General features: G+C 69.8%; 26 protein-coding genes. 5 read left to right on the forward strand and 21 right to left on the reverse strand.

Annotated elements, in window-relative coordinates:
* A complete protein-coding gene (locus JK359_RS28110; protein WP_201841357.1) occupies positions 1-750 on the forward strand; it encodes an ABC transporter permease in 750 nt (249 codons plus the stop codon).
* Between the two features lie 13 nt (positions 751-763).
* On the forward strand, positions 764-1,336 hold the full coding sequence (locus JK359_RS28115) for a cob(I)yrinic acid a,c-diamide adenosyltransferase (RefSeq protein WP_201841359.1): 573 nt from the start codon (positions 764-766) through the stop codon (positions 1,334-1,336).
* 16 nt (positions 1,337-1,352) lie between these two features.
* Here the strand turns inward: JK359_RS28115 and JK359_RS28120 are convergent, their stop codons facing one another.
* Complete coding sequence (locus JK359_RS28120) at positions 1,353-1,856, reverse strand: DinB family protein (protein ID WP_201841361.1); 504 nt, start codon at positions 1,854-1,856, stop codon at positions 1,353-1,355.
* Complete coding sequence (locus JK359_RS28125; RefSeq protein ID WP_201841363.1) at positions 1,856-2,449, reverse strand: hypothetical protein; 594 nt, start codon at positions 2,447-2,449, stop codon at positions 1,856-1,858. Before JK359_RS28125 ends, JK359_RS28120 begins: the two co-directional genes overlap by 1 nt.
* Before the next feature lie 151 nt (positions 2,450-2,600).
* On the opposite strand from JK359_RS28125, the gene JK359_RS28130 reads away from it, so the two are divergent.
* The 3 genes from JK359_RS28130 to JK359_RS28140 all read left to right on the forward strand — a co-directional run bounded on the left by JK359_RS28130 (position 2,601) and on the right by JK359_RS28140 (position 6,358).
* On the forward strand, positions 2,601-3,773 hold the full coding sequence (locus JK359_RS28130) for a sensor histidine kinase (protein WP_201841365.1): 1,173 nt from the start codon (positions 2,601-2,603) through the stop codon (positions 3,771-3,773).
* Positions 3,770-4,411, forward strand: coding sequence for a response regulator (locus JK359_RS28135; protein WP_201841367.1), 642 nt, complete (start codon positions 3,770-3,772; stop codon positions 4,409-4,411). The genes JK359_RS28130 and JK359_RS28135 overlap by 4 nt, the downstream gene beginning before the upstream one ends.
* Positions 4,412-4,537: 126 nt before the next feature.
* Entirely contained in the window at positions 4,538-6,358 is a 1,821-nt protein-coding gene (locus tag JK359_RS28140) for a glycoside hydrolase family 18 chitinase (protein WP_201841369.1), read from the forward strand.
* A 64-nt stretch (positions 6,359-6,422) separates the two neighbouring features.
* Here JK359_RS28140 and JK359_RS28145 read toward each other — a convergent pair whose 3' ends face one another.
* The 19 genes from JK359_RS28145 to rho all read right to left on the reverse strand — a co-directional run bounded on the left by JK359_RS28145 (position 6,423) and on the right by rho (position 25,336).
* Positions 6,423-6,869, reverse strand: a complete 447-nt coding sequence (locus JK359_RS28145) for a DUF2550 domain-containing protein (RefSeq protein ID WP_201841371.1) — start codon at positions 6,867-6,869, stop codon at positions 6,423-6,425.
* 154 nt (positions 6,870-7,023) lie between these two features.
* Positions 7,024-7,398: a F0F1 ATP synthase subunit epsilon gene (locus JK359_RS28150; RefSeq protein ID WP_030610105.1), complete on the reverse strand. Its 375-nt coding sequence runs from the start codon at positions 7,396-7,398 to the stop codon at positions 7,024-7,026.
* 110 nt (positions 7,399-7,508) lie between these two features.
* Positions 7,509-8,945 (reverse strand): F0F1 ATP synthase subunit beta, encoded by a 1,437-nt coding sequence (atpD, locus tag JK359_RS28155; RefSeq protein WP_201841373.1) that lies wholly within the window; start codon positions 8,943-8,945, stop codon positions 7,509-7,511.
* Positions 8,946-9,863 carry a F0F1 ATP synthase subunit gamma gene (locus JK359_RS28160; RefSeq protein ID WP_201841376.1) on the reverse strand — a complete coding sequence of 306 codons (918 nt, stop codon included), beginning with the start codon at positions 9,861-9,863 and terminating at the stop codon, positions 8,946-8,948.
* Between the two features lie 21 nt (positions 9,864-9,884).
* The gene (gene atpA / locus JK359_RS28165; protein ID WP_201841377.1) at positions 9,885-11,477 is read right to left on the reverse strand and encodes a F0F1 ATP synthase subunit alpha; all 1,593 of its coding nucleotides are present in this window, start codon (positions 11,475-11,477) and stop codon (positions 9,885-9,887) included.
* Between the two features lie 145 nt (positions 11,478-11,622).
* The gene (locus JK359_RS28170) at positions 11,623-12,438 is read right to left on the reverse strand and encodes a F0F1 ATP synthase subunit delta (protein WP_201841379.1); all 816 of its coding nucleotides are present in this window, start codon (positions 12,436-12,438) and stop codon (positions 11,623-11,625) included.
* Entirely contained in the window at positions 12,435-12,980 is a 546-nt protein-coding gene (locus tag JK359_RS28175; RefSeq protein WP_201822781.1) for a F0F1 ATP synthase subunit B, read from the reverse strand. The genes JK359_RS28170 and JK359_RS28175 overlap by 4 nt, the downstream gene beginning before the upstream one ends.
* A gap of 34 nt (positions 12,981-13,014) precedes the next feature.
* On the reverse strand, positions 13,015-13,263 hold the full coding sequence (locus tag JK359_RS28180; RefSeq protein ID WP_030610088.1) for an ATP synthase subunit C-like protein: 249 nt from the start codon (positions 13,261-13,263) through the stop codon (positions 13,015-13,017).
* A gap of 72 nt (positions 13,264-13,335) precedes the next feature.
* Positions 13,336-14,172, reverse strand: a complete 837-nt coding sequence (gene atpB, locus JK359_RS28185) for a F0F1 ATP synthase subunit A (protein ID WP_201841381.1) — start codon at positions 14,170-14,172, stop codon at positions 13,336-13,338.
* A gap of 210 nt (positions 14,173-14,382) precedes the next feature.
* Positions 14,383-14,823: a Cg1360 family ATP-synthase-associated protein gene (locus tag JK359_RS28190; RefSeq protein WP_201841383.1), complete on the reverse strand. Its 441-nt coding sequence runs from the start codon at positions 14,821-14,823 to the stop codon at positions 14,383-14,385.
* Between the two features lie 301 nt (positions 14,824-15,124).
* Positions 15,125-16,432: an MraY family glycosyltransferase gene (locus JK359_RS28195; protein WP_201841385.1), complete on the reverse strand. Its 1,308-nt coding sequence runs from the start codon at positions 16,430-16,432 to the stop codon at positions 15,125-15,127.
* A gap of 184 nt (positions 16,433-16,616) precedes the next feature.
* A complete protein-coding gene (gene glyA, locus JK359_RS28200) occupies positions 16,617-17,855 on the reverse strand; it encodes a serine hydroxymethyltransferase (RefSeq protein ID WP_201841387.1) in 1,239 nt (412 codons plus the stop codon).
* A gap of 91 nt (positions 17,856-17,946) precedes the next feature.
* A complete protein-coding gene (locus JK359_RS28205; protein ID WP_201841389.1) occupies positions 17,947-18,624 on the reverse strand; it encodes an arsenate reductase/protein-tyrosine-phosphatase family protein in 678 nt (225 codons plus the stop codon).
* Positions 18,621-19,268: an L-threonylcarbamoyladenylate synthase gene (locus JK359_RS28210; protein ID WP_201841391.1), complete on the reverse strand. Its 648-nt coding sequence runs from the start codon at positions 19,266-19,268 to the stop codon at positions 18,621-18,623. The genes JK359_RS28205 and JK359_RS28210 overlap by 4 nt, the downstream gene beginning before the upstream one ends.
* A 52-nt stretch (positions 19,269-19,320) precedes the next feature.
* Positions 19,321-20,166, reverse strand: coding sequence for a peptide chain release factor N(5)-glutamine methyltransferase (gene prmC / locus JK359_RS28215; RefSeq protein ID WP_184968716.1), 846 nt, complete (start codon positions 20,164-20,166; stop codon positions 19,321-19,323).
* 35 nt (positions 20,167-20,201) lie between these two features.
* The gene (gene prfA / locus JK359_RS28220) at positions 20,202-21,269 is read right to left on the reverse strand and encodes a peptide chain release factor 1 (protein WP_201841394.1); all 1,068 of its coding nucleotides are present in this window, start codon (positions 21,267-21,269) and stop codon (positions 20,202-20,204) included.
* A gap of 108 nt (positions 21,270-21,377) precedes the next feature.
* The gene (rpmE, locus tag JK359_RS28225; RefSeq protein WP_015657814.1) at positions 21,378-21,599 is read right to left on the reverse strand and encodes a 50S ribosomal protein L31; all 222 of its coding nucleotides are present in this window, start codon (positions 21,597-21,599) and stop codon (positions 21,378-21,380) included.
* Between the two features lie 161 nt (positions 21,600-21,760).
* The gene (locus tag JK359_RS28230) at positions 21,761-22,897 is read right to left on the reverse strand and encodes an LCP family protein (protein ID WP_201841398.1); all 1,137 of its coding nucleotides are present in this window, start codon (positions 22,895-22,897) and stop codon (positions 21,761-21,763) included.
* A gap of 432 nt (positions 22,898-23,329) precedes the next feature.
* Positions 23,330-25,336: a transcription termination factor Rho gene (gene rho / locus JK359_RS28235; RefSeq protein ID WP_201841401.1), complete on the reverse strand. Its 2,007-nt coding sequence runs from the start codon at positions 25,334-25,336 to the stop codon at positions 23,330-23,332.
* Between the last annotated feature and the right edge of the window lie 330 nt (positions 25,337-25,666).

The raw sequence follows: 25,666 nt of genomic DNA on the forward strand, positions 1-25,666 counted from the left end.
ATGCTGCTTCATGACACGGCCCTGATCTACGGCCGCTATCTCCGCCAGTCCCTGCGCTCCCGCTTCGCCCTGCTCTTCGGGGTGCTGACGCCGCTGCTCTACCTGCTCTTCTTCGGCCCGCTGCTCACCCGCCTGCCGCTGGGCGGGCGGGGCACCTCCTGGCAGGTGCTCGTCCCGGGCCTGCTGCTGCAACTCGGCCTGTTCGGCGCGCTGTTCGCAGGATTCACGATCATCATCGAGAAGGGGCAGGGAGTGGTGGAGCGGATGCGGGTGACGCCGGTCAACCGGCTCGCCCTGCTGCTCGGCCGGGTGCTGCGGGACGCCACGGTCTTCGTCTTCCAGGCGGTGCTGCTGGTGCTGGCGGCGCTGGTGATGGGCCTGCGGGCACCGCTCGCGGGCGTCCTCATCGGCTTCGCGTTCGTCGGCCTGCTCACGCTCTCCCTGGCCTCGGTGTCGTACGCCCTCGGTATGAAGGCCCGCACCCCGCAGGAGTTCGGCCCGCTGATCAACGCGGTGTCGATGCCGTCGATGCTGCTGTCCGGCCTGATGCTCCCGATGAGCCTCGCCCCGGGCTGGCTGGACGTGCTCTCGCACCTCGTACCGTTCCGCTATCTGGTGGACGCCGTCCGTGACGCGTACGTCGGCGCGTACGCGACCCCGCACATGCTGTACGGCGTTCTCGTCGCCGTCGGTTTCGCGGCGCTGGCCGTGACGGTGGGCACACGGGTGTTCCGGACGGCCGGAGCGTAACTACGCTGGCCACATGGTCAATCTGACGCGCATCTACACCAGGACCGGCGACCAGGGCACCACCAGCCTCGGTGACATGAGCCGGGTGCCCAAGACGGACCTCCGGATCTCCGCCTACGCGGACGCCAACGAGGCCAACGCGGTCATCGGCACCGCCATCGCGCTGGGCGGCCTGGACGAGGAGATCGTCCCGGTCCTCACCCGCGTCCAGAACGACCTGTTCGACGTGGGTGCGGACCTGTCGACGCCGGTGGTGGAGAACCCGGAGTTCCCGCCGCTGCGGGTCGAGCAGTTCTACATCGACAAGCTGGAGGCGGACTGCGACCGCTTCAACGAACGCCTGGAGAAGCTGCGTTCCTTCATCCTGCCGGGCGGCACCCCGGGCGCCGCCCTGCTGCACCAGGCGTGCACGGTGGTCCGCCGGGCCGAGCGCTCCACCTGGCAGGCCCTGGAGGTCCACGGCGAGACGATGAACCCGCTCACCGCGACCTACCTCAACCGCCTCTCCGACCTGCTGTTCATCCTGGCCCGCAGCGCCAACCGGGAGGCCGGCGACGTGCTGTGGGTGCCGGGCGGGGAGCGCTAGGTCCCTCCGGGTCCGGTCAGACGCCGGTCCGGCCGTCGGCCAGCTCGCGCAGGATGTCGAGGTGGCCGTTGTGCCGGGCCGTCTCCTCGATGAGGTGCAGCACGATCCAGCGCAGGTCGACGGCGCTGCCGTCGTCCCGCTTGCGCTGCGCCCTGGCGTCCAGGTCGTGCGCGGCGATCAGTTCGTTGTGCCGCGCGGACTCCGACGCGTACTCGTCGAGCAGCTGGGACAGCGGGAGGTCGACGGCGATGCGCATCTCCCGGTCCGGGTCCTCGTCGGTCCAGGGGCCCTCGTCCTCCTCACCGAGGAAGACGACCCGGAACCAGTAGTACTCGACCCAGCGCAGGTGGTTGATCAGCCCGCTCAGGGTCATCAGCGGTGAGCCGGGCAGGAGTGCCTTGGCGGCGTTCTCGTCGCTGAGGTCCTCGCACTTGGCGCGCGCGGTGGCCCGGACGTAGTCGAGGAAGGTGGTCAGCTGCGTGCGCTCGTCCCAGGCGGGAGGCGTATCGGTGCGTGTCATCACCGGGATGATCTCCCGCTGCCCGCCTCGGAGTCGAGCGGATTTCCGATTTTCCCGTCCTCGGGTTCCCGCTTGGGGAAGAGGGTGTAACTGGCCGCTATGAGCAGGTTGACGCCGATCACCCAGAGCATGCGCGTCTGCCAGGCCCGCAGCGACCCGGTGTCGCCGTCGTCGCCCACGTACCAGACCGCGCCCTGGAGGAGGGCCATGGCGACGACGGACGCCAGGACCCAGCGGCCGGCCACCTTCCACTCGTGCACCGTGCGGGCGGTGCCGTACTTCGGGGGCTTCACCGGGGGCGGGCCGCCGGCGAAGCGGTGGGCCGCCCGGGCGTCCGCCCAGGTGATGGTGGAGTGGCCGAGGCCCACCGTGAAGCCGATGTAGACCGCGGCGAGGCCGTGCCGCCAGTCCGGTTCGGCGCCGTTCTTGAGGTCGATCGCGGTGACGGCGAAGAGCACGATCTCCAGCAGCGGCTCGCACAGCAGCAGGGCCAGGCCGGTGCGCGGCATCCGCAGCGCGTACCGGAAGGCCAGGCCGGCCGCCAGCAGCACCCAGAACGCCACCTCACAGGCGATGATCAGTCCGACGATCACGGTTCGCTCCCCTCGTTCACCCTTCCAGGCTCCCGTGGGCCGGCGCCCGGATCATCGTCGGCGCCGACGAGACCGCCGTAAGCGAAAGTCGCAGTCCGGGACCGTTCCCCGGGAGCAGGCACGGCGGCCGGGGGCCGTGTTGGATGGGAGCATGTCCCTCGCACTTGCCCGCCCGCACCGCGACGACTGGCGCATCGCCGTCAGCGGGCTGCTCGGCGGGGTGCTGCTCTGGGCGCTCGGGATCCACCCTCGCCTCGACACGGACGGCCTCGTGCTGTGGCACGCGTCCTGGGCCGCGCTCGTGCCCCTCGCCGTGACGGCCGCCTGCGAACCGCTGCGCCGCATCATGCCCCGCACCGGGCTGCTCATCGGCACGGCGGCGCTGGTCCTTGACACGGTGACCCTCGGCAGCATCGTCACGATCGTGCTGTACACCGACCTGATGTACGCGGCCGTGCTGTACGGCACCCCGGCCGCCGCCCGCCGTATCCCGTGGGTGACGGGGATGCTCACGGTCGTCGCCGGGGTGGTGCCCGCCGCGCTCTGGCGGGACCCGCAGGGCCTGCTCATCGGAGTGGGCGTCGGCGTGGTCGCGTTCGGCCCGGCCGCCACCGGGGTGCTCGTGCGCGACCACCGCGATGCCGCCGAGGCGGCCCGGCTCCGGGCCAAACAGACGGCGCTGCTGGCCGAGATGGACCGCACGCAGGCGGTCACCGCCGAACGGTCCCGGATGGCACGCGAGCTGCACGACATGGTCGCCAACCACCTGTCGGCCATCGCCATCCACTCCACGGCGGCCCTCTCCATCGACGACCCGCGGACCAGCCGGGACGCGCTGGCCGTCATCCGCGAGAACAGCGTGGCGGGGCTGGCCGAGATGCGCCGGCTGATCGGCATCCTGCGCGACGGCTCCGGCGACCGGGAACCGGCCGCGTCCCCCACACTGGACGGCCTCGGCGCCCTGGTGGAAAGCGCCCGCGCCAACGGCCTGGAGGTCACGCTCGACGCCGGACACGGCAAGGTGCCCGCCCCGGTCGAACTCGCCGCCTACCGGATCGTGCAGGAAGCGCTGACCAACGCCCTGAAGCACGCCGCGAAGGGGTGCGTCCGGGTCCGCCTCCGGCAGGACGAGGAGGCCCTGGACATCCGGGTGACCAGCCCCTACCGGCCCGGCGACACCCCCCGCGCACCCGGCTCCGGTGCCGGTCTCACCGGGATGCGGGAGCGGACCGCGCTGCTCGGCGGCACGTTCGGGGCCGGACCGCGGGGCGCCCTGTGGACCGTACGCGCCACGCTTCCGCTCACCGAAGGAGATCCCGCATGATCCGCGTCCTGGTCGCCGAGGACCAGTCCGCCGTCCGCGCCGGGCTGGTGCTCATCCTGGGCAGTGCGCCCGACATCGAGGTGGCCGGGGAGGCGGCGGACGGGGAGCGGGCGGTCTCGCTGGCCAGGGAACTGCGGCCTGACGTGGTGCTGATGGATGTGCAGATGCCGGTGCTGGACGGGGTGACCGCGACCCGGCGGATCGTCGCCGAGCAGCTCGCGGACGTCCTGGTGCTGACCACCTTCGACCTGGACGAGTACGTGTTCGGGGCGCTGCGGGCCGGGGCGGCCGGCTTCCTGCTGAAGAACACCGAGGCACGGGCACTGCTGGACGCGGTGCGGACGGTGGCGGGCGGGGAGGGGATCGTGGCGCCGGCCGTGACCCGGCGGCTGCTCGCCGAATTCGCCGCGGGACCGGCGCGGGAGACGACGGCCGACCCGGCCGTGCTGGAGGGGCTCACCCGGCGGGAGCGTGAGGTGCTGGGCTGTATCGGCGAGGGGTTGTCGAACGCGGAGATCGGGGACCGGCTGGACATGGCCGAGGGCACGGTGAAGACGCACGTCAGCCGGTTGCTGGCCAAGCTGGAGCTGCGCAGCCGGGTGCAAGCGGCCGTGCTGGCCCGGGAGTTGGGCGTTTAGCGAACCGCGCCCGGAGTGGTCCAGACCTATTGACCTGTGGTCCAGACCTTTCTACCCTCGCAGCACCGCAGGGGCGTGAAGGCTCAGTCATGCCCCTGACACCCCCGATGACGAGGGAGGCGCAGCATGCGCTTCAGACACAGAGCCGCGGCAGGGTTCGCGAGCCTGTTGCTCCCCCTGGCCGGCCTGGTCGGACTCGCGAGCCCCGCCCAGGCCGCGCCGAACACGACGGCGAGCTTCACCAAGACCAGCGACTGGGGCACCGGCTTCGGTGGCCAGTGGACCATCAAGAACACCGGCAGCAGCAGCATCAGTTCCTGGACCGTCGAGTGGGACTTCCCCTCCGGCACGTCCGTCACCTCAGCCTGGGACGCGGACGTCACCGGCTCCGGCACCCACTGGACCGCCAAGAACAAGTCCTACAACGGAACCATCGCCCCGGGCGCCACCGTCTCCTTCGGCTTCAACGGAGCGGGCCCCGGCTCCCCCTCCAACTGCAAGCTGAACGGCGACAGCTGCGACGGCACGACGGTCCCCGGTGACGCGGCCCCCTCCGCCCCCGGCACCCCGACCGCCTCCTCGGTCACCGACACCTCGGTGAAGCTCGGCTGGAGCGCGGCCACCGACGACAAGGGCGTCAAGAACTACGACGTCCTGCGCGACGGCACCAAGGTCGCCACGGTCACCACCACGTCGTACACCGACACCGGACTGACCGCCGGCACCGACTACTCCTACACCGTCCAGGCCCGCGACACCGCCGACCAGACCGGCCCGGTCAGCGGCGCGGTCAAGGTGCACACCACCGGCGGCGGCACCACTCCCCCGCCCACCGGCGACAAGGTCAAGCTCGGCTACTTCACCGAGTGGGGCATCTACGGCCGCAACTACAACGTCAAGAACCTCGTGACGTCCGGCTCCGCCGCCAAGATCACCCACATCAACTACGCCTTCGGCAACGTCACCGGCGGCAAGTGCGCCATCGGCGACTCCTACGCCGACTACGACAAGGCCTTCACCGCCGACCAGTCGGTCAGCGGCACCGCCGACACCTGGGACCAGCCGCTGCGCGGCAACTTCAACCAGCTGCGCCAGCTGAAGGCCAAGTACCCGAACATCAAGGTGCTGTGGTCCTTCGGCGGCTGGACCTGGTCCGGCGGCTTCGGCGAGGCCGCGAAGAACCCGGCCGCCTTCGCCCAGTCCTGCTACGACCTGGTCGAGGACCCGCGCTGGGCCGACGTCTTCGACGGCATCGACATCGACTGGGAGTACCCGAACGCCTGCGGCCTGTCCTGTGACACCAGTGGTGCGGCGGCCTACAAGAACCTGATGGCCGCACTCCGCGCCAAGTTCGGCTCCGGCAACCTCGTCACCGCGGCCACCACCGCCGACGCCTCCTCCGGCGGCAAGATCGAGGCCGCGGACTACGCGGGCGCCGCCCAGTACGTCGACTGGTACAACGTGATGACGTACGACTTCTTCGGTGCCTGGGACGCCAAGGGCCCGACCGCCCCGCACTCCCCGCTCACCTCGTACTCCGGCATCCCGAAGGCGGGCTTCACCACCGCCGACGCGATGGCCAAGTTCAAGGCGATCGGCGTCCCCGCCAGGAAACTGCTCATCGGCATCGGCTTCTACGGCCGCGGCTGGACCGGCGTCACCCAGGACGCCCCCGGCGGCACGGCCACCGGCCCGGCGTCCGGCACCTACGAGCAGGGCATCGAGGACTACAAGGTCCTGAAGTCGTCCTGCCCGGCCACCGGCACGGTCGCCGGCACCGCGTACGCCCACTGCGGCAGCAACTGGTGGTCGTACGACACCCCCGCCACCATCGCCTCGAAGATGGCGTGGGCCAAGAACCAGGGCCTCGGCGGCGCGTTCTTCTGGGAGTTCAGCGGTGACACCGGCAACGGCGAGCTGGTGAACGCCATCAGCAGCAACCTGTAAGCGGCGGTTCCCGCTCAGAGCCGCATTCGCTCCCCCTCGGCCCCGGCCGGGGGAGTGGATGCGGCTACGCCACGTTCACCCGCTGTCCGGGCGGGGCCGCCTCCAGCCACGCGAGGAATCCGGTCAGCGCGTCCTCGCTCATGGCGAGTTCCAGGCGCGTGCCCCGGTGCGTACAGGCCAGCACCACCGCGTCGGACAGCAGCGCCAGCTCCTCCTCGCCGTCGGGCAGCCGGCGGCCGGCCACCTCGATCTGCGCGCGCTCCAGGACGCGGCGCGGGCGGGGGGCGTAGGAGAAGACCCGGTACCACTCGATGCGGTCGCCGTTGTAGCGGGCGACCCCGTAGCCCCAGCCCTTGCCGCCGGCGTCCGGTTTCTCGGCCACGTCCCAGCGCAGGGAGCAGTCGAAGGTGCCGCCGGAACGCTGGATCAGTCTGCGGCGCAGCCCGAACAGGAACAGCCCCACCACCACGAGCGCGACCACGATCCCGCACACAGTCAGAGCGAGGACCATCGGCACCGACCTCCTCGTCTCCCCGGCAGCAGCGCTGCTCTTGTTACTGAGTAATGAAACGGAAAAAACACCCACATCTGCCTCAGCCGCGACCGGCACCGGATTACTCCGGGCCGGCCGCGGCTGAGTGACGTCAACTTACAGCGCGGCTGGTTCAGCGCGCCGTCGCAGCGCGCAGTCGGACGTCCGCGCGTCGCTCGGCGGCGGCGTCGCCCTCCGCCTTCGCGCGCTCCAGCTCCCGCTCCGTCCGCTGGACATCGATCTCGTCCGACAGCTCGGCGATCTCGGCCAGCAGGGACAGCTTGTTGTCCGCGAAGGAGATGAAACCGCCGTGCACCGCGGCGACGACCGTTCCACCTTCACTCGTACGGATGGTCACCGGGCCCGACTCCAGCACACCGAGCAGCGGCTGGTGACCGGGCATGACGCCGATGTCGCCGGACGTGGTGCGCGCGACGACCAGGGTGGCCTCACCGGACCAGACCTGGCGGTCGGCGGCGACCAGCTCGACGTGCAGCTCAGCAGCCAAGGGTGGCTCCTCGGGTCACCACCCGGCAGGGGCGCCGGGTGTTGGGGTCAATTCTAGAGGGCGTGGATGAGGGGGCGGGACGCGCCCGCCCCCTCAGACGAGCGCGAGGCTCAGGAGACGCCCAGCTCCTTGGCGTTGGCCTTGAGGTCCTCGAGGCCACCGCACATGAAGAACGCCTGCTCGGGGAAGTGGTCGTACTCGCCGTCGCAGATCGCGTTGAACGCGGCGATCGACTCGTCGAGCGGCACGTCCGAGCCGTCCACGCCGGTGAACTGCTTGGCGACGTGGGTGTTCTGCGACAGGAAGCGCTCCACACGACGGGCACGGTGGACGACGAGCTTGTCCTCCTCGCCCAGCTCGTCGATGCCGAGGATCGCGATGATGTCCTGCAGGTCCTTGTACTTCTGCAGGATCGTCTTCACGCGCATGGCCGCGTTGTAGTGGTCCGCCGCGATGTAGCGGGGGTCCAGGATCCGGGACGTCGAGTCCAGCGGGTCCACGGCCGGGTAGATGCCCTTCTCGGAGATCGGACGGGACAGAACCGTCGTCGCGTCGAGGTGGGCGAAGGTGGTGGCCGGGGCCGGGTCGGTCAGGTCGTCCGCGGGGACGTAGATCGCCTGCATCGAGGTGATCGAGTGACCACGGGTCGAGGTGATGCGCTCCTGGAGGAGACCCATCTCGTCGGCCAGGTTCGGCTGGTAACCCACCGCGGAGGGCATGCGGCCGAGCAGGGTCGACACCTCGGAGCCCGCCTGGGTGAAGCGGAAGATGTTGTCGATGAAGAACAGCACGTCCTGCTTCTGGACGTCACGGAAGTACTCGGCCATGGTGAGGCCGGCCAGCGCGACGCGCAGACGGGTGCCCGGGGGCTCGTCCATCTGACCGAAGACCAGCGCGGTCTTGTCGATGACGCCCGAGTCGGTCATCTCCTCGATGAGGTCGTTGCCCTCACGGGTGCGCTCACCGACACCGGCGAACACGGAGACACCGTCGTGGTTGTTGGCGACGCGGTAGATCATCTCCTGGATGAGCACCGTCTTGCCGACGCCGGCGCCACCGAACAGACCGATCTTGCCGCCCTTGACGTACGGGGTCAGCAGGTCGATGACCTTGACGCCGGTCTCGAACATCTCGGTCTTCGACTCGAGCTCGTCGAAGTTCGGGGCCTTGCGGTGGATGCCCCAGCGCTCGCCCTCGTAGCTCTCGTCGACGTTCAGCACCTCACCGAGGGTGTTGAACACCTTGCCCTTGGTGAAGTCACCGACGGGCACCGTGATGGAGTTGCCGGTGTCGACGACCGGGGCCTGGCGGACCAGACCGTCGGTGGGCTGCATGGAGATGGTGCGGACCAGGCCGTCACCCAGGTGCTGGGCGACCTCCAGGGTCAGCGTCTTCTTCTCGCCGGCGTTGGCCGGGTCGGCCACCTCGACGTGAAGGGCGTTGTAGATGTCCGGCATCGCGTCGACGGGGAACTCCACGTCGACGACCGGGCCGATGACCCGGGCGACGCGGCCCGTAGCCGTCGCGGTCTCAACAGTGGTGGTCATTTATCGGTCACTCCCCGCGGTCGCGTCGGCCAGGGCGCTCGCGCCACCGACGATCTCGCTGATTTCCTGGGTGATTTCGGCCTGGCGGGCCGCGTTGGCAAGACGGGAGAGCGTGTTGATCAGCTCGCCCGCGTTGTCGGTGGCCGACTTCATCGCGCGCCGCGTGGCGGCGTGCTTCGAAGCGGCCGACTGGAGCAGCGCGTTGTAGATGCGGCTCTCCACGTAGCGCGGCAGCAGGGCGTCGAGGACGTCCTCCGCCGAGGGCTCGAAGTCGTACAGCGGGAGGATCTCGCCCTGCGGCTTGGCCTCCTGCGCGACCTCTTCGAGACGCAGCGGCAGCAGCCGGGCGTCGAGCGCCGTCTGCGTCATCATCGAGACGAACTCGGTGAAGACGATGTGGAGCTCGTCCACACCACCCTCGGCCGTGTCCTTCTCGATCGCCTCGATCAGGGGTGCCGCGACCTTCTTGGCGTCCGCGTACGACGGCTCGTCGGTGAAGCCCGTGAACGACTCCGCGACCTTGCGCTCACGGAAGTTGTAGTGGGCGACACCGCGCCGGCCGACGATGTACGTGTCGACCTGCTTGCCCTCGCGCTCCAGGCGCTCGGTCAGCTGCTCCGCCGCCTTGATGGCGTTGGAGTTGAAGGCACCGGCCAGACCACGGTCGCTCGTGAGGAGCAGGACCGCGGCACGGCTCGGGTTCTCCGTCTCCGTGGTGAGCGGGTGCTTGGTGTTCGAACCCGTACCGACCGCCGTGACCGCGCGGGTGAGTTCCCGCGCGTACGGCGTGGAGGCCGCCACCTTGCGCTGCGCCTTGACGACGCGCGAGGCGGCGATCATCTCCATCGCCTTGGTGATCTTCTTGGTCGCGGTGACGGATCGGATGCGACGCTTGTAGACCCGGAGCTGGGCTCCCATGAGTCAGGTCCCTTCCTTACGTCACTTGGCGGCAGCGGCAGGAACGTCCTCGCCGAGCAGCTTGCCGTCCGAGGTCTCGAACTGCTTCTTGAACTCCACGATCGCGTCGGCGACGGCCGTGAGGGTGTCGTCGGACATCTTGCCGCCCTCGCGGATGGAGGTCATGAGGCCCTGCTCCTTGCGGTGCAGGTACTCCAGCAGCTCCTTCTCGAAGCGGCGGATGTCGGCGACGGGAACCTCGTCCATCTTGCCGGTGGTGCCGGCCCAGACGGAGACGACCTGGTCCTCGGTGGACATCGGCTGGTACTGGTCCTGCTTCAGCAGCTCGACCATGCGCTGACCGCGCTCCAGCTGGGACTTCGAGGCGGCGTCCAGGTCGGAACCGAAGGCGGCGAACGCCTCCAGCTCACGGAACTGGGCGAGGTCCACACGGAGACGGCCGGAGACCTGCTTCATCGCCTTGTGCTGCGCGGAACCACCGACTCGGGAGACGGAGATACCGACGTTCAGCGCGGGGCGCTGACCGGCGTTGAACAGGTCCGACTCCAGGAAGCACTGGCCGTCGGTGATGGAGATGACGTTGGTCGGGATGAACGCCGAGACGTCGTTGGCCTTGGTCTCGACGATCGGCAGACCGGTCATCGAACCGGCACCCATGTCGTCGGAGAGCTTGGCGCAGCGCTCCAGCAGACGGGAGTGCAGGTAGAAGACGTCACCCGGGTAGGCCTCGCGGCCCGGCGGGCGGCGCAGCAGCAGCGACACGGCGCGGTAGGCGTCGGCCTGCTTCGACAGGTCGTCGAAGATGATGAGGACGTGCTTGCCCTCGTACATCCACTGCTGACCGATGGCCGAACCGGTGTACGGCGCCAGGTACTTGAAGCCGGCCGGGTCGGACGCCGGGGCGGCGACGATGGTCGTGTACTCCAGGGCGCCGTTCTCCTCCAGCGCGCGGCGCACGCCGGCGATGGTGGAGCCCTTCTGGCCGATGGCGACGTAGATGCAGCGGACCTGCTTCTTCGGGTCGCCAGAGCGCCAGTTGTCGCGCTGGTTGATGATCGTGTCGACGGCCAGGGCGGTCTTGCCGGTCTGACGGTCACCGATGATCAGCTGACGCTGGCCACGGCCGATCGGGGTCATCGCGTCGACGGCCTTGTAGCCGGTCTCCATCGGCTCGTGCACCGACTTGCGCTGCATGACCGTGGGGGCCTGCAGCTCGAGGGCGCGGCGGCCGGACGTCTCGATCTCGCCGAGACCGTCGATCGGGTTGCCGAGCGGGTCGACAACACGGCCGAGGTAGCCCTCGCCGACCGCGACGGAGAGGACCTCACCGGTGCGCTGCACCGGCTGACCCTCCTCGATGCCGCTGAACTCACCGAGGACGATGGCACCGATCTCGCGCTCCTCGAGGTTGAGGGCGAGGCCGAGGGTGCCGTCCTCGAACTTCAGCAGTTCGTTGGCCATGGCCGAGGGGAGGCCCTCGACCTTCGCGATGCCGTCGCCGGCAAGGGTGACCGTACCGACCTCCTCGCGCGAGGCCGCGTCCGGCTTGTACGACTGGACAAAGTTCTCCAGCGCGTCCCGGATCTCCTCCGGCCGGATCGTGAGCTCCGCCATCTGGGTTCCCTGCTCTCCTTGTTGGGCCCGAAGTTTCACTTGGGGGGGGGATGGGGACTCCCCCCTGAAAGAGGTGAATCCTCTGCACGGCCCAACCAGGGCCGTAAGTACGTACTGCTTCTTCTCGACGTGTCGAGAGTTGCTGCTAGCTCGCCATGCGGCGGGCGGCCTCGTCCAGCCGGTCCGCGATCGAGCCGTTGATGACCTCGTCACCGACCTGCACCCGGATCCCGCCGACGACCTCGGGGTCGACGTCGAGGTTGAGGTGCATCCGGCGCCCGTAGAGCTTGGCCAGCGCAGCGCCGAGACGCTCCTTCTGCCCGTCGCTCAGCGGCACCGCCGAGGTGACGACGGCGACCACACGGTTCCGGCGCTCCGCGGCGAGCTTGGACAGGGACTCCAGTCCCGCTTCCAGGCTACGTCCACGCGGCACGGTCGCGAGGCGCGTCACCAGACGCTCGGTGGCCGGCTTGGCCCGCCCGCCGAGGAGCCGGTGCAGCAGCTCGGTCTTGGCCGAGGTGCCGGCGGCACGGTCGGTGAGCGCGGCGCGCAGCTCGGTGCTGGAGGAGACGATCCGGCCGAACCGGAACAGCTCGTCCTCGACGTCGTCGAGGGTGCCCGTCTTCTCCGCGGCCGTGAGGTCGGCGATGCTCGCCAGCTCCTCCAGCGCGTCCACCAGGTCACGCGGCTGCGACCAGCGGGACCGGGCCATTCCGGCCACCAGGTCGGCGGTGGCACCGCTGACCTGGCCGCCGATCAGCCGCTGGACCAGCGTCGCCTTCGCCTCTCCGGGCTGCGCCGGGTCGGTGATTACCCGGCGCAGGCCGGCCTCGCGGTCGAGCAGCGCGGTGACCGCCGCCAGCTCGTCGGCGAGCTGCGCGGCGTCCACGGACGTGGAGTCCGTCAGCGCGTCGAGACGCTCCCGTGCGGCTGCCAGGGCCTCGCGGCTCGCTCCGTTCATCGCGTGGCCTCGGCCTTCTCCTCGAGCTCGTCGAGGAAGCGGTCGATCACACGGCTCTGGCGGGCGTGGTCCTCGAGGGACTCACCGACGAGCTTGCCGGCCAGGTCGGTGGCGAGCTTGCCGACGTCCTGACGCAGCGCGGACGCGGCGGCCTTGCGGTCGGCGTCGATCTGGGCGTGACCGGCGGCGACGATCTCCTCGCGCTGCCGCTGGCCCTCGGCCCGCATCTCGGCGATGAGCGCGGCACCCTGCTCCTGCGCCTCCTGGCGCAGGCGCGCGGCCTCGTGCCGGGCCTCGGCGAGCTGGGCCTTGTACTGCTCAAGGACGCTCTGGGCCTCGGTCTGCGCGGCCTCGGCCTTTTCGATACCGCCCTCAATGGCCTCTCGACGCTCTTCCAGAACCTTGTTGATGTTCGGGAGGAGCTTCTTGGCGAGGAAGCCGAAGACGATGACGAAGGCGATCAGGCCGATGACGAGCTCTGGGATCGGCGGGATGAGGGGGTTTTCGGCCTCCTCAGCCGCCAGCTGAACCAGGGGGCTCATATCAGTGCCTTTCGTCTAAAGGGCGACGGTCGGGTCAGGAGCTCGGGTAAACGAACGGCATGACCAGACCGATCAGGGCGAGCGCCTCACAGAAGGCGAAGCCCAGGATCTGGTTGGCGCGGATGAGGCCGGCCGCCTCGGGCTGGCGGGCCAGGGCCTGCGTGCCGTTACCGAAGATGATGCCGACGCCGACGCCCGGGCCGATCGCGGCGAGGCCGTAACCGATCGAGCCGAGGTTGCCCTTGATCTCGACGCCGGCGGCAAGGGTCTGGAGAGCGGACATGCCGGTTCTTCCTTCTCTTTCAATGACCGGTGGGGGTTGGCCACCGGATGTCTGGGTGGGTGGTCGGGGTGCTCAGTGGTGCTCGGCGAGCGCGCCCTGGATGTAGCTGCAGGTCAGCAGTACGAAGACGTACGCCTGAACAGCCTGGATGAAGAGCTCGAAGGCGGTCATCACGATGACCATCACGAACGAGACACCGGAGTAGGCGATACCGATGCCGTTCAGCATGTACCAGCTGGCGATCGTGAACAGCAGCAGCAGCGTGTGGCCGGCGAACATGTTCGCGAAGAGTCGCACGGCGTGGGTGAAGGGCCGCACCAGCAGGTTCGAGAAGAACTCGATCGTCATCGACAGCGGCAGCACGGGGCCGAGCGTCTTGTCGTAGCCGGTGAAGTTCTTGAAGGCACCGACGAAACCGTGCCGCTTGAACGTCAGCGAGACCCAGAGGATGTAGACGATGCCGGCGAGGACCGCGGGGTACGAGATGATCGCCGTGACCGGGAAGGCGGCCACCGGGATGATCGACCAGAGGTTCATCATCCAGACGAAGAAGAAGAGCGAGACGACGAGCGGGACGTACCTCTCGCCTTCCTTCTTGCCGATGGTCTCGTAGACGACACCGCGACGGACGAAGTCGTAACCGGCTTCGGCCACCAGCTGGAGCTTGCCCGGGATGACCTTCGGCTTGGCGAAGGCGGCCCAGAAGAAGCCCACGATGATGATGGAACCGAGGAGCGCCAGCAGCATCGTCTTGTTGAAGTACAAGTTGCTGTCCGCGTCGCCCCAGAGCGGCTTGAACAGGAACGAGTGCAGGCCCGGAGCCGGGAAGCCGCACCCGTCGAACAGGTGGCAGCTCGTGTCGAAAGCGAGCGTCTGCGTCGGGTCAGCACTCACCGCGGGCTCCTTCATCGTGGCGCATAGGTACGGCAACCTCGTTGTGTCGGCGCGGCGTGCGGCCGCGGGTCGGCACGGGACTGGTGTTACGGATGTGGGGGCGGCCGGGGGGCATCGAGCCTCGCGATCGAGCAGGCGTCAGCTCAGATGCCCGCGCCCGCGATGCCGCAGTTGGCACCGGACGATAGCAGCATCTCTCGTGCGCCTTTATCCCGGCCCTACCTCTCACGACGAGTGCCCCGTCTTCTCGGGCTTGTCGCCCTTCGACGAGGCATCGGGATCGACGTAGAGGATCTTCGCCTTCATGTGCGCACGCGTCTGCGCGGCGATCCACGTCAGGGTGGTGACCACGAGCGTGATGGCGAAGGCGCGGGGATTGAACAGCGTCGTGTTCTTGAAAAGAGCGACGAAGACGACGAGCAGCAGCAGCTGGGCCGCGTAGAGCATCAGACCCATCATCTGGAACAGCTGCGGGAAAGACCTGGCGGTGCGCTGGAGCACGTAGAGACCGATCCCCATGAACAGGATCACGACCGCCGTACCGACGACGGCCCCGATGGCTCCCTTGCCGCCCGCGACCACACCACCGACGGCGGCGGCAATCGCGCCGACGGCGGCCGTGGGCACGGCGGCCTGGGCCAGGTTCCGGACGTCATTGGACGGCATGGCGGCAACTCCGCTTTCACAGGGGGCAGGTGTCGTCATGGACGAGCGTAGTCCCGGGCTGAGTGATCGAGACCTCACACCTTCGGACCGTCGCACTCAGGTCCTTCGGCTCTATCCGGGGTTCTCGTGAACCGTATCACAAACTATTTGATGAGGTCTTTACCTGGTTGGTGTGCCCGCTGTCACACATGAGAGTGACAGTGCGCGTCTGTGCAAAAACAGCGCCCACTTGTCTGGTATTAGGGCGCTTTGCTCCCCCACGACTTGGCAATGCTCTAGTCAGATTCTTACCTTGAGCGTCTCAACGGCGATCGGCGAAACGCGAACGAGGGCCGACGGCCGTCGCGCCGTTGACGCCCGGCGCCCCCGCCGGGACCGGCGTCCGCTCCGGGGCCTGCGCCGCGTCCTGCTCGGCGGCCAGGGCCTCCCCCACCGCCTGGCGCCGCCTGCGGTACCGCGGCGGCACGAACCGCTGCGCCCACACCGGCACGCGCGGCGTGAAGCGCGGCAGGAGCAGCAGCACCAGGCCGACCGCGCTCAGGAAGACCACGCCCAGCACGATCCACATCGACGCCGAGTTCACCGAGTACGCCAGCGCCCCGAAGGCGATCAGCGCCGACCAGAAGTACATGATCAGCACGGCCCGGCTGTGCGAGTGGCCGATCTCCAGCAGGCGGTGGTGCAGGTGGCCGCGGTCGGCGGCGAACGGCGACTGCCCGCGCCAGGTACGGCGGACGATCGCCAGGACCAGGTCGGCGGCCGGTACGGCGATGATCGTCAGGGGCAGCAGCAGCGGGATGTAGACCGGGACCGTCTGGTGCACCGCGGCCTTCTCGGAGCCCGCGTACAGGTTCAGCGCGTCCGGGTCGAGCTGGCCGGTGATCGAGATCGCGCCGGCCGCCAGCACCAGGCCGATCAGCATCGAGCCCGAGTCGCCCATGAAGATCCGCGCGGGGTGCATGTTGTGCGGCAGGAAGCCCAGGCACATGCCCATCAGGATCGCCGCGAAGAGCGTCGCGGGGGCCGCGGCCTCGATGCCGTACGACACCCAGACGCGGTAGGCGTACAGGAAGAACGCGGCTGCCGCGATGCACACCATGCCGGCCGCGAGACCGTCCAGGCCGTCCACGAAGTTCACCGCGTTGATCGTGATGACGACGAGCGCGACCGTCAGCAGCGTGCCCTGCCACTGGGTCAGCGCCACGTTGCCGACGCCGGGGATGGGCAGCCACAGGATCGTCAGACCCTGCATGACCATCACGCCCGCCGCGATCATCTGACCGCCCAGCTTGATCAGCGCGTCGATCTCGAACTTGTCGTCCAGGACACCGATCAGCCAGATCAGGGCGGCTCCGGAGAGCAGCGCCCGCGGCTCGTTCGACCTGGCGAAGACCTCGTTGAGGTTGGCCAGGTGGTCCGCGACCAGCAATCCCGCGCACAGACCGAAGAACATGGCGATACCGCCGAGGCGCGGAGTGGGTTCCCGGTGCACGTCACGTGCCCGGATCTCCGGCATCGCCCCGGCCACGATCGCGAACTTCCGTACCGGCCCCGTCAGCAGATACGTCACCGCGGCCGTGATGCAGAGCGTCAGCAGGTATTCACGCACGGGCTTCCCCACAGGTCTCGCTGGCCATCACAGCCCCACACCCTAGCGAGGGACGCATATGGATGAGGACTTCCGGGTAGCGACGATGGTTGCATGCTGGGCTGCGCACCCCGGCCCACCAGGGTCGCGGCCGGGGCGCGCGACGGGACGCACACCCCGGGGCACGAACTGCGTCTACCCCCGCTCAGCCGGGATACGGCGGGAACTGGGCGGTGAGCGCGCGCACCTCCTCCCGCGCCACCGCCGGCTCCGTCCGCCCGCGCAGCACGGCCGCCAGCAGCGCCGCGATCCGCACCATCTCCGGCTCCCCCATGCCCTGCGTGGTCACCGCCGCCGTGCCCAGGCGCAGCCCGCGGCCGTCGCCGTGCGGCAGCGCACAGCAGTCCAGCACCAGGCCGGCCGCCAGGAGCCGGCCGCGGGCGGTGCGGCCGTCCACGCCGAGCGGGGCGGGATCCGCGGTGATCAGGTGGGTGTCCGTGCCGCCGGTGGTGACGGCCAGGCCCTCGGCGGCCAGGTGACCGGCCAGCACCCGGGCGTTGGCGACCACCTGATGGGCGTACACGGAGAACGCCGGTGTCGCCGCCTCGCCGAAGGCGACGGCCTTGGCGGCGATGGTGTGCATCTGGGCGCCGCCCTGGGTGAAGGGGAAGACGGCCCGGTCGACGCGCTGGGCCAGTTCGGCAGCGCACAGGATCATCCCGCCGCGCGGGCCGCGCAGCACCTTGTGGGTGGTCGCGCACACGATGTCCGCGTACGGCACCGGGTTGGGTGCCGCTCCCCCGGCGACCAGCCCGATCGGATGCGCGGCGTCGGCGATCAGATAGGCGCCGACCTCGTCGGCGACCTCACGGAAGAAGGCGTAGTCGATGTGGCGGGGGTAGGAGATGGAGCCGCACACGATCGCCTTCGGACGGTGGTTGCGGGCGAGGTGGCGCACCTGGTCGTGATCGATGAGCCCGGTCTCCGCGTCCACGCCGTATCCCACGAAGTCGAACCAGCGGCCGGAGAAGTTCGCCGGGGAACCGTGGGTGAGGTGGCCGCCGTATGGCAGGCCGAGGGCGAGGACGGTGTCCCCGGGGCGCAGCAGGGCCGCGTAGGCGGCGAGGACGGCCGAGGAACCGGAGTGCGGCTGGACGTTGGCGTGCTCGGCACCGAAGAGGTCCCTGGCCCGGTCGACGGCGGCGCGTTCGGCGACGTCCACGATCTCGCAGCCGCCGTGGTGCCGGGCACCCGGGTAGCCCTCGGCGTACTTATTGGCGAGCGGCGAGCCCAGCGCGGCCAGGACGGCCGGCGAGCAGAAGTTCTCGGCGGCGATCAGCTGCAGCGTGGTGGACTGCCGGGCCAGCTCCCCGAACAGGATCTCGGCCATCGCCGGGTCCTGCCGCCGCAGGACATCGGTCTCGTGAGCAGTGGTGACCGACATGACGGGCTCCGGGCGGTCGACGGTGACGTAACCCCAATGTAGGCCCGGGCCACGGGGGGCGCGCGACCGTCGCACCCCTTCCCTGCCCCGCTCAGGCCCGCGCGGGCACCCCCGTCAGCGCCGTCACCACCGGGTCCAGCGCGTCCCGTATCTCGTCCCCGACTGACCGGAAGAACGTCAACGGCGCCCCGTAGGGGTCGTACACCTCGTCCGCCTCCGCGGTCGGCGCCAGCAGCCAGCCGCGCAGCGCGGCGGCAGCACGGACCAGGGCGCGGGCGCGCATGACCACGCCGTCCTCCAGGGGCGGCAGGGTGGTCGGGTCTATGGCGCGCACCAGGCGGGTGAACTCCTTCAGCGTGAAGGTGCGCAGGCCCGCCGAATGGCCCATCGAGATGACCTGGGCGCGGTGGTCGCGGGTGGCGGTCAGCACGAGGTCCGCCATGATCACGTGCTCGTCCAGCAGTTCCCGGCCCACGAAGCCGGTCGCGTCCGCGCCGAACTCGGTCAGCACGGCCTCCGCGTTGGTCTCCATGGGCGCACCCTCGTGACCCCAGGTGCCCGCGCTCTCCACGATCAGCCCGCCGCCGAGCACGCCGAGCCGCTCCGCGACGAAGTGGCGGGTCAGCCGCTCGGTGATGGGCGAGCGGCACACGTTGCCGGTGCTGACATGGAGGATGCGGAAGGTGTCGCGCGGGAACCCGAACGTCGTCGTCTCCTCCGCGCTGTGAACCCCGCGGCCTATGCCACGCCCCGCTTCAGGGGCCGTCAATTCGCCACCTCGAGGTCGGGTACGACCTTCCGCAGCTCGTCCGGGGAGATCGCGCCCTCCCGCAGCAGCAGCGGCACCTCACGGGAGACGTCCACGATGGACGACGGCACGTTGCCGGGGGTGGGGCCGCCGTCGAGGTACACGGAGACGGAGTCCCCGAGCATCTGCTGGGCGGCGTCGCAGTCCTCCGGCGCCGGGTGGCCGGTCAGGTTCGCGGAGGACACGGCCATGGGGCCGACCTCGGTGAGCAGCTCGATGGCGACCGGGTGCAGCGGCATGCGCACGGCAACCGTGCCACGGGTGTCGCCGAGGTCCCACTGGAGGGACGGCTGGTGCTTGGCGACGAGCGTCAGGGCACCGGGCCAGAACGCGTCGACCAGCTCCCAGGCCAGCTCGGAGAAGTCCGTGACGAGGCCGTGCAGCGTGTTCGGGGAGCCGATGAGCACAGGCGTGGGCATGTTGCGGCCCCGGCCCTTGGCGGCGAGCAGGTCGGCGACCGCCTCGGAGGAGAACGCGTCGGCGCCGATGCCGTACACCGTGTCGGTCGGCAGCACCACCAGCTCGCCCCGGCGGACGGCGGAAGCGGCCTCACGCAGACCCGTCACGCGGTCGGTCGCGTCGTTGGTGTCGTATCGCCGTGCCATAACTAGCTGGCCTCCTCGTACACGTACTGCGGGATGGAAGTCTGCGGGGCGGTCACGGCAGCGCCTTGCGGGCCGTCGCGAACCGGGGGCGGTTGTTGAGGTCGGGGTGGTCGGCCGCGTCGGCCCAGCCCCGCTCCTCGGTGAAGATCCACGGCACCTGGCCGCCCTGGGTGTCGGCGTGCTCGATCACGACGACACCACCGGGGCGCAGCAGCCGGTGGGCGGTGCGTTCGATGCCCCGGATCAGGTCGAGACCGTCCTCGCCGGAGAACAGCGCCAGCTCCGGGTCGTAGTCGCGGGCCTCCGGGGCGACGTACTCCCACTCGGTGAGCGGGATGTACGGCGGGTTGGAGATGACCAGGTCGACCTGGCCGTCCAGGTCCGGAAAGGCGGTGAGGGCGTCGCCCTGGCGCAGGTCGACCCGGGAGCCGGCCACGTTCTTCCGGGTCCAGACCAGGGCGTCCTCGGACAGCTCCACGGCGTGCACGCGGGAGCGCGGCACCTCCTGGGCGAGGGCGAGCGCGATGGCGCCCGAGCCGGTGCACAGGTCGACGATGCACGGTTCCACGACGTCCATGGCGCGCACCGCGTCTATGGCCCAGCCGACCACGGACTCGGTCTCCGGACGGGGCACGAAGACGCCCGGCCCCACCTGCAGCTCCAGGTAGCGGAAGTAGGCCCGCCCGGTGATGTGCTGCAGCGGCTCGCGCTGCTCACGCCGGGCGATGACCTCCCAGTAACGGGCGTCGAAGTCGGCGTCCTTCACGGAGTGCAGTTGGCTGCGCTTCACGCCGTGCACGAACGCGGCCAGCTCCTCCGCGTCGGTGCGCGGCGAGGGCACGCCGGCGTCGGCCAGCCGCTGGGTGGCCTGGGCCACCTCGGCGAGCAGCAGGTTCACGCGAGTCCTCCGTGTCGTACTCGGGCGTACGTGGGTTACGCGGCGGCGAGCTTCGCCGCCGAGTCGGCGTCGACACAGGCCTGGATCACCGCGGCGAGGTCGCCGTCCAGGACCTGGTCCAGGTTGTACGCCTTGAACCCGACGCGGTGGTCCGAGATGCGGTTCTCCGGGAAGTTGTATGTGCGGATCTTCTCGGAGCGGTCGACGGTGCGGACCTGGCTGCGGCGGGCGTCGGCCGCCTCCCGCTCCGCCTCCTCCTGCGCCGCCGCGAGCAGCCTGGAGCGCAGGATACGCATCGCCTGCTCCTTGTTCTGCAGCTGGCTCTTCTCGTTCTGGCAGGAGGCGACCACTCCGGTGGGGATGTGCGTGATGCGCACCGCGGAGTCGGTGGTGTTCACGGACTGGCCGCCCGGGCCGGAGGACCGGTAGACGTCGATCCGCAGGTCGTTGGCGTTGATCTCGACGTCCACCTCCTCGGCCTCCGGGGTGACGAGCACACCGGCGGCGGAGGTGTGGATACGGCCCTGGGACTCGGTGGCCGGCACGCGCTGCACGCGGTGCACACCGCCCTCGTACTTGAGCCGGGCCCACACGCCCTGGCCGGGCTCGATCTGCCCGCGTGCCTTCACCGCGACCTGGACGTCCTTGTAGCCGCCCAGCTCGGACTCGGTGGCGTCGATGATCTCGGTCTTCCAGCCGACGCGCTCGGCGTAGCGCAGGTACATGCGCAGCAGGTCACCGGCGAACAGCGCGGACTCGTCGCCGCCGGCCCCCGCCTTGATCTCCAGGATGACGTCCTTGTCGTCACTCGGGTCGCGCGGGACGAGCAGCAGGCGCAGGCGCTCGGTCAGTTCCTCGCGCTGCTGCTCCAGGTCCTTGACCTCGGCCGCGAAGTCGGGGTCGTCGGCGGCGAACTCGCGCGCGGTCTCGATGTCGTCGCCGGTCTGCTTCCAGGAGCGGTACGTGGCGACGATCGGGGTCAGCTCGGCGTAGCGCTTGTTCAGCTTGCGCGCGTTCGCCTGGTCGGCGTGGACCGACGGGTCGGCGAGCTTCTTCTCCAGGTCGGCGTGCTCGGCGACGAGCTCCTCGACGGCCTCGAACATCTTTCGGCTCCTGTACTGCGAATGAGGGGAAGGGCGGGCGACCAAAAACGCCGGTCCCGGGCACACCCCCGAGAAGGGCGTGACCGTGGACCGGCGAAATGGGGCTCGCTACTTCTTGGAGCCGGCAGCCTTGCCGAAGCGGGCCTCGAAGCGGGCCACACGGCCACCGGTGTCGAGGATCTTCTGCTTGCCCGTGTAGAACGGGTGGCACTCGGAGCAGACCTCGGCCCGGATGGTGCCGGACTCGATGGTGCTACGGGTGGTGAACGACGCGCCACAGGTGCAGCTGACCTGCGTCTCGACGTACTCGGGGTGGATGTCGCGCTTCAAGGTGTCTCCTAGATTCCGGGAGGGCGCCGGGTCGCCGCCGCGGGGTGCGGGAGCGTGAACCGGAGCCGACGTACCAGTCTGCCAGGACTGGGGCCATCCACCCAAACCGGGGGTGCGGTTGTTCTATTCCTGCGGATGAGTGCCGGCTCGCCCCGCACCCCTTACCCGGCGCTCACCACGCCCTTGGCCTCACCCGTCGCCGTCCCCTTCGTGGCCGAGGCCGGGATCGGCTCGTCGTTCTTCAGGGCGTCCCAGACCAGCTGGGCCTTGCGCTTGTCGAGGAGGACGCGGTTGGGGTTGGCCGGGTCGTACTGGACGGGCATCGTCACCATCTTCATGTGGGACGAGCTGATGCCCTTGAGGCCGCCGGCGAAGTCCATCAGCGAGTTGACCGAGCCGAGGTCGGAGTCGGCGGTGACGGCCTTGGTCGCGGCGTCGGCCAGGTCGTACAGCTTCTTCGGGCTGGTGAACACACCGACGTGCTTGACCTGGTCGATCAGTGCCTTGATGAACGCCTGCTGCAGCTGGATACGGCCCAGGTCGGAGCCGTCGCCCACGCCGTGCCGGGTGCGGACCAGGCCGAGGGCCTGCTCGCCGGTCAGGGTGTGCGGGCCGGCCTTGAGGTTCAGGTGGCTCTGCGGGTCCTTGATGTCCTTGCTCGTGGTGACGTGCACACCGCCGAGGTCGTCGATGAGCTTCTGGAAGCCCTCGAAGTCGACCTCCAGATAGTGGTCCATGCGGATGCCCGTGATCGACTCCACGGTCTTCACCGCGCAGGCCGCGCCGCCGGTGCCGTAGGCCTCGTTGAACATCACGCCGGAGGCGGCGTCGTGCGTCGTGCCCTTGGTGTCGGTGCACTGGGGGCGGTCGACGAGGGTGTCCCGCGGGACCGAGACCACGCTGGCCTGCTTGTGCCCCTCGTACACGTGGACGATCATCGCGGTGTCGGAGCGGGCGCTGCCGTCGTCGGTGCCGCCGCCGAGCTTCTTGTTCTTGCCGGCGCGGGTGTCCGAGCCGAGGACCAGGATGTTCTCGGAACCGTTGTCGATCTTCAGGGGCCGGTCGCTGCCGAGGGCCTGGTTGATGTCGACGCTGCGGATGTTGCCGTTGAGCTTGAAGTAGACGTATCCGGCACCGGCACCGCCCAGCACGACCACGCCCGCGGCCGTCCAGGCCGTCGCACGCAGCGCCTTGCTCCCCGTGCTGCGGGCCTTGCGCCGGCGGCCCTTGGCCCGGCGTCGGGGTCCGGTCGTGCCGGGCTCGGTTATCGCGGGCTCCGGCGTGCTCTCGACGGCCACATCGCTCCTAGGTCTCGGCGGTCGTTTACCCCCTGCGGTCAGGGTGAGGCGCGGTCGTCACCGCTCCATCGTCGCTCCGCCTGGTCAGACGGAGAAACCCGGAAAAGGGTTGCACAACGCAGCGTGGCCACCGCGTACGGCGACATGCACCCTCCGTAGTGGTCCGGTCGCGGGGAACCGCGCTCACCTGCGGATTCGGCCGCGAGGCGGAGAGGCCCGGGAACCGGTGCCCGCCGAGCCCCTTGTGGCAGAGATCTCGCTCGCACCCTTTCCGGTGCCCCTGTGCGAGTGGCGGCCGCCACTCGATGCAGAAAGGCCGCCCCTCGTCATCTGTGGACGAGGGGCGGCCTCTTCGAATCACTGCGGGGCGACGCCCCGGGGGGCGGGGAACTGCGCGAAAGCCGCAGACCACCCGCACCCGGCGGCGAAAGGTCAGTCGCCGTTGCCCGGAGTCGGCGTCGTCTTCTGAATCTGCATCAGGAACTCGACGTTCGACTTCGTCTGCTTCATCTTGTCGAGGAGCAGCTCGATCGCCTGCTGCTGGTCCAGCGCGTGCAGCACCCGGCGGAGCTTCCAGACGACCGCCAGCTCCTCGTTGCCGAGCAGGATCTCTTCCTTACGGGTGCCGGACGCGTCGACGTCCACCGCGGGGAAGATGCGCTTGTCGGCGAGCTTCCGGTCGAGCTTCAGCTCCATGTTGCCGGTGCCCTTGAACTCCTCGAAGATCACCTCGTCCATGCGGGACCCGGTGTCCACCAGCGCGGTGGCGAGGATGGTCAGCGAGCCGCCGTCCTCGATGTTGCGGGCCGCACCGAAGAACCGCTTCGGCGGGTAGAGCGCGGTGGAGTCGACACCACCGGACAGGATGCGGCCGGAGGCCGGGGCGGCCAGGTTGTAGGCGCGGCCCAGACGCGTGATGGAGTCGAGCAGCACGACCACGTCGTGGCCCAGCTCGACCAGACGCTTGGCACGCTCGATCGCCAGCTCGGCGACCGTGGTGTGGTCCTCGGCCGGGCGGTCGAAGGTCGAGGAGATGACCTCGCCCTTCACCGACCGCTGCATGTCGGTGACCTCTTCCGGACGCTCGTCGACGAGGACGACCATCAGGTGGCACTCGGGGTTGTTGTGCGTGATCGCGTTGGCGATCGCCTGCATGATCATGGTCTTACCGGTCTTCGGCGGGGCCACGATCAGACCGCGCTGGCCCTTACCGATCGGCGAGACCAGGTCGATGATGCGGGTGGTGAGGACACCGGGGTCCGTCTCCAGGCGCAGGCGGTCCTGCGGGTAGAGCGGGGTCAGCTTGTTGAACTCCGGTCGGCCGCGGCCGTGTTCGGGCGCCATGCCGTTGACGGAGTCGAGCCGGACGAGGGCGTTGAACTTCTCGCGGCGCTCGCCCTCCTTCGGCTGGCGGACCGCACCGGTGACGTGGTCGCCCTTGCGCAGGCCGTTCTTGCGGACCTGGGCGAGGGAGACGTACACGTCGTTCGGGCCGGGCAGGTAGCCGGAGGTCCGGATGAAGGCGTAGTTGTCCAGGATGTCCAGGATGCCCGCGACGGGGATCAGGACGTCGTCCTCGGCCAGCTGCGGCTCGGGGGCCATGTCGTCACGGCCACGGCGACCACGGCGGTCGCGGTAGCGGCCACGACGGCCACGACGGCCGCCCTCGAAGTCGTCGTCGTCCTGCTGCTGCCGGTCCTGGCGCCCGCCGCCCTGCTGCTGGCCCTGCTGCCGGCCCTGGCCGCCCTGCTGGTCGTCGCCCTTGCCACGGCGGCCGTCGCGGTCACGGTCCCGGCCGCGCTCGCGGCGGTCGCGGCGGCCACGGCCCTCGCCGTCACCGGCGTCGCCCTTCGCCTCACCCTGCTGCTGCGCGGGCGTCTCGGCCTTGGGCTCGCTCTTCGCCTCGGCGGCCACGGTGTCGGCGCCGCTCGCGGCGGGGCTGCCGGCATCGGCGGTGGCACGACGGCGACGACGCTCGGTCGGCACGTCGTCGGAGGCGGGCTGGCCGGGGATCTCGATCTGCTGCTGGGCCACGGCCTTCTCGGCAGGAGCCGTGGAGGCACCTCCCTGCTCGAGCGGGGCCGAGAGCTTCGGGGACTTCGCCTCCGCCTTCTTCTCGGCCTCCTCGCCGGTGCGGGCCTTGGAGGTGGCCCGGCGCTTCGGCTTGGTCTCGGTGGCGGTCTCGGCCTTGGGGGCGGCGCCCCCGGCGGCCTGCGCCTCCTTGATGACCTCGATCAGCTGGCTCTTGCGCATCCGCGCGGTGCCCCTGATCCCGAGGCCCGAGGCAACCTGCTGCAGCTCGGCCAGCACCATGCCCTCGAGGCCGGTACCGCGGCGCCGCCGGGAGCCGGCACCGGTGGCAGGCGCGGAGGCGTCCGTGGCGGGCGCGGCAGCGGTCTCCTCGACACGTGCGCCCATCAGATCGGTGGTGTCGCTCACGAAGGGTCCTTCCCTGGAGCGGACGTCGGCCTGTCTGGCTCGGCGACCGGTTGTGCTGTCCGACTACGGTCCTGTCTTCTGTGAACCGTGCCGGGGCGGTGGTCCGCCAAAGCGGCGGAAGAAATGTGCGGTGATGGCGCTTCCGCGAGTCGTGGCACCCAGTGTCACGTGGCGTGGTAGCACCGATTCCGGAGCGTGCCCGGCGGCCCGCTCAATGTCCGCATACGACGTACTGCCCAGGTACGGCGCAAGGAACACGGAGTGGCGCGGGAGGCTCCCGGAAGAATGTCTGTCCCGGACGGGGACACGAGGCACCTCGCCATGGTGGGG

This window comes from Streptomyces actinomycinicus (assembly GCF_016741775.1).
In the GTDB taxonomy this organism is placed as follows: Bacteria; Actinomycetota; Actinomycetes; order Streptomycetales; family Streptomycetaceae; genus Streptomyces; species Streptomyces actinomycinicus.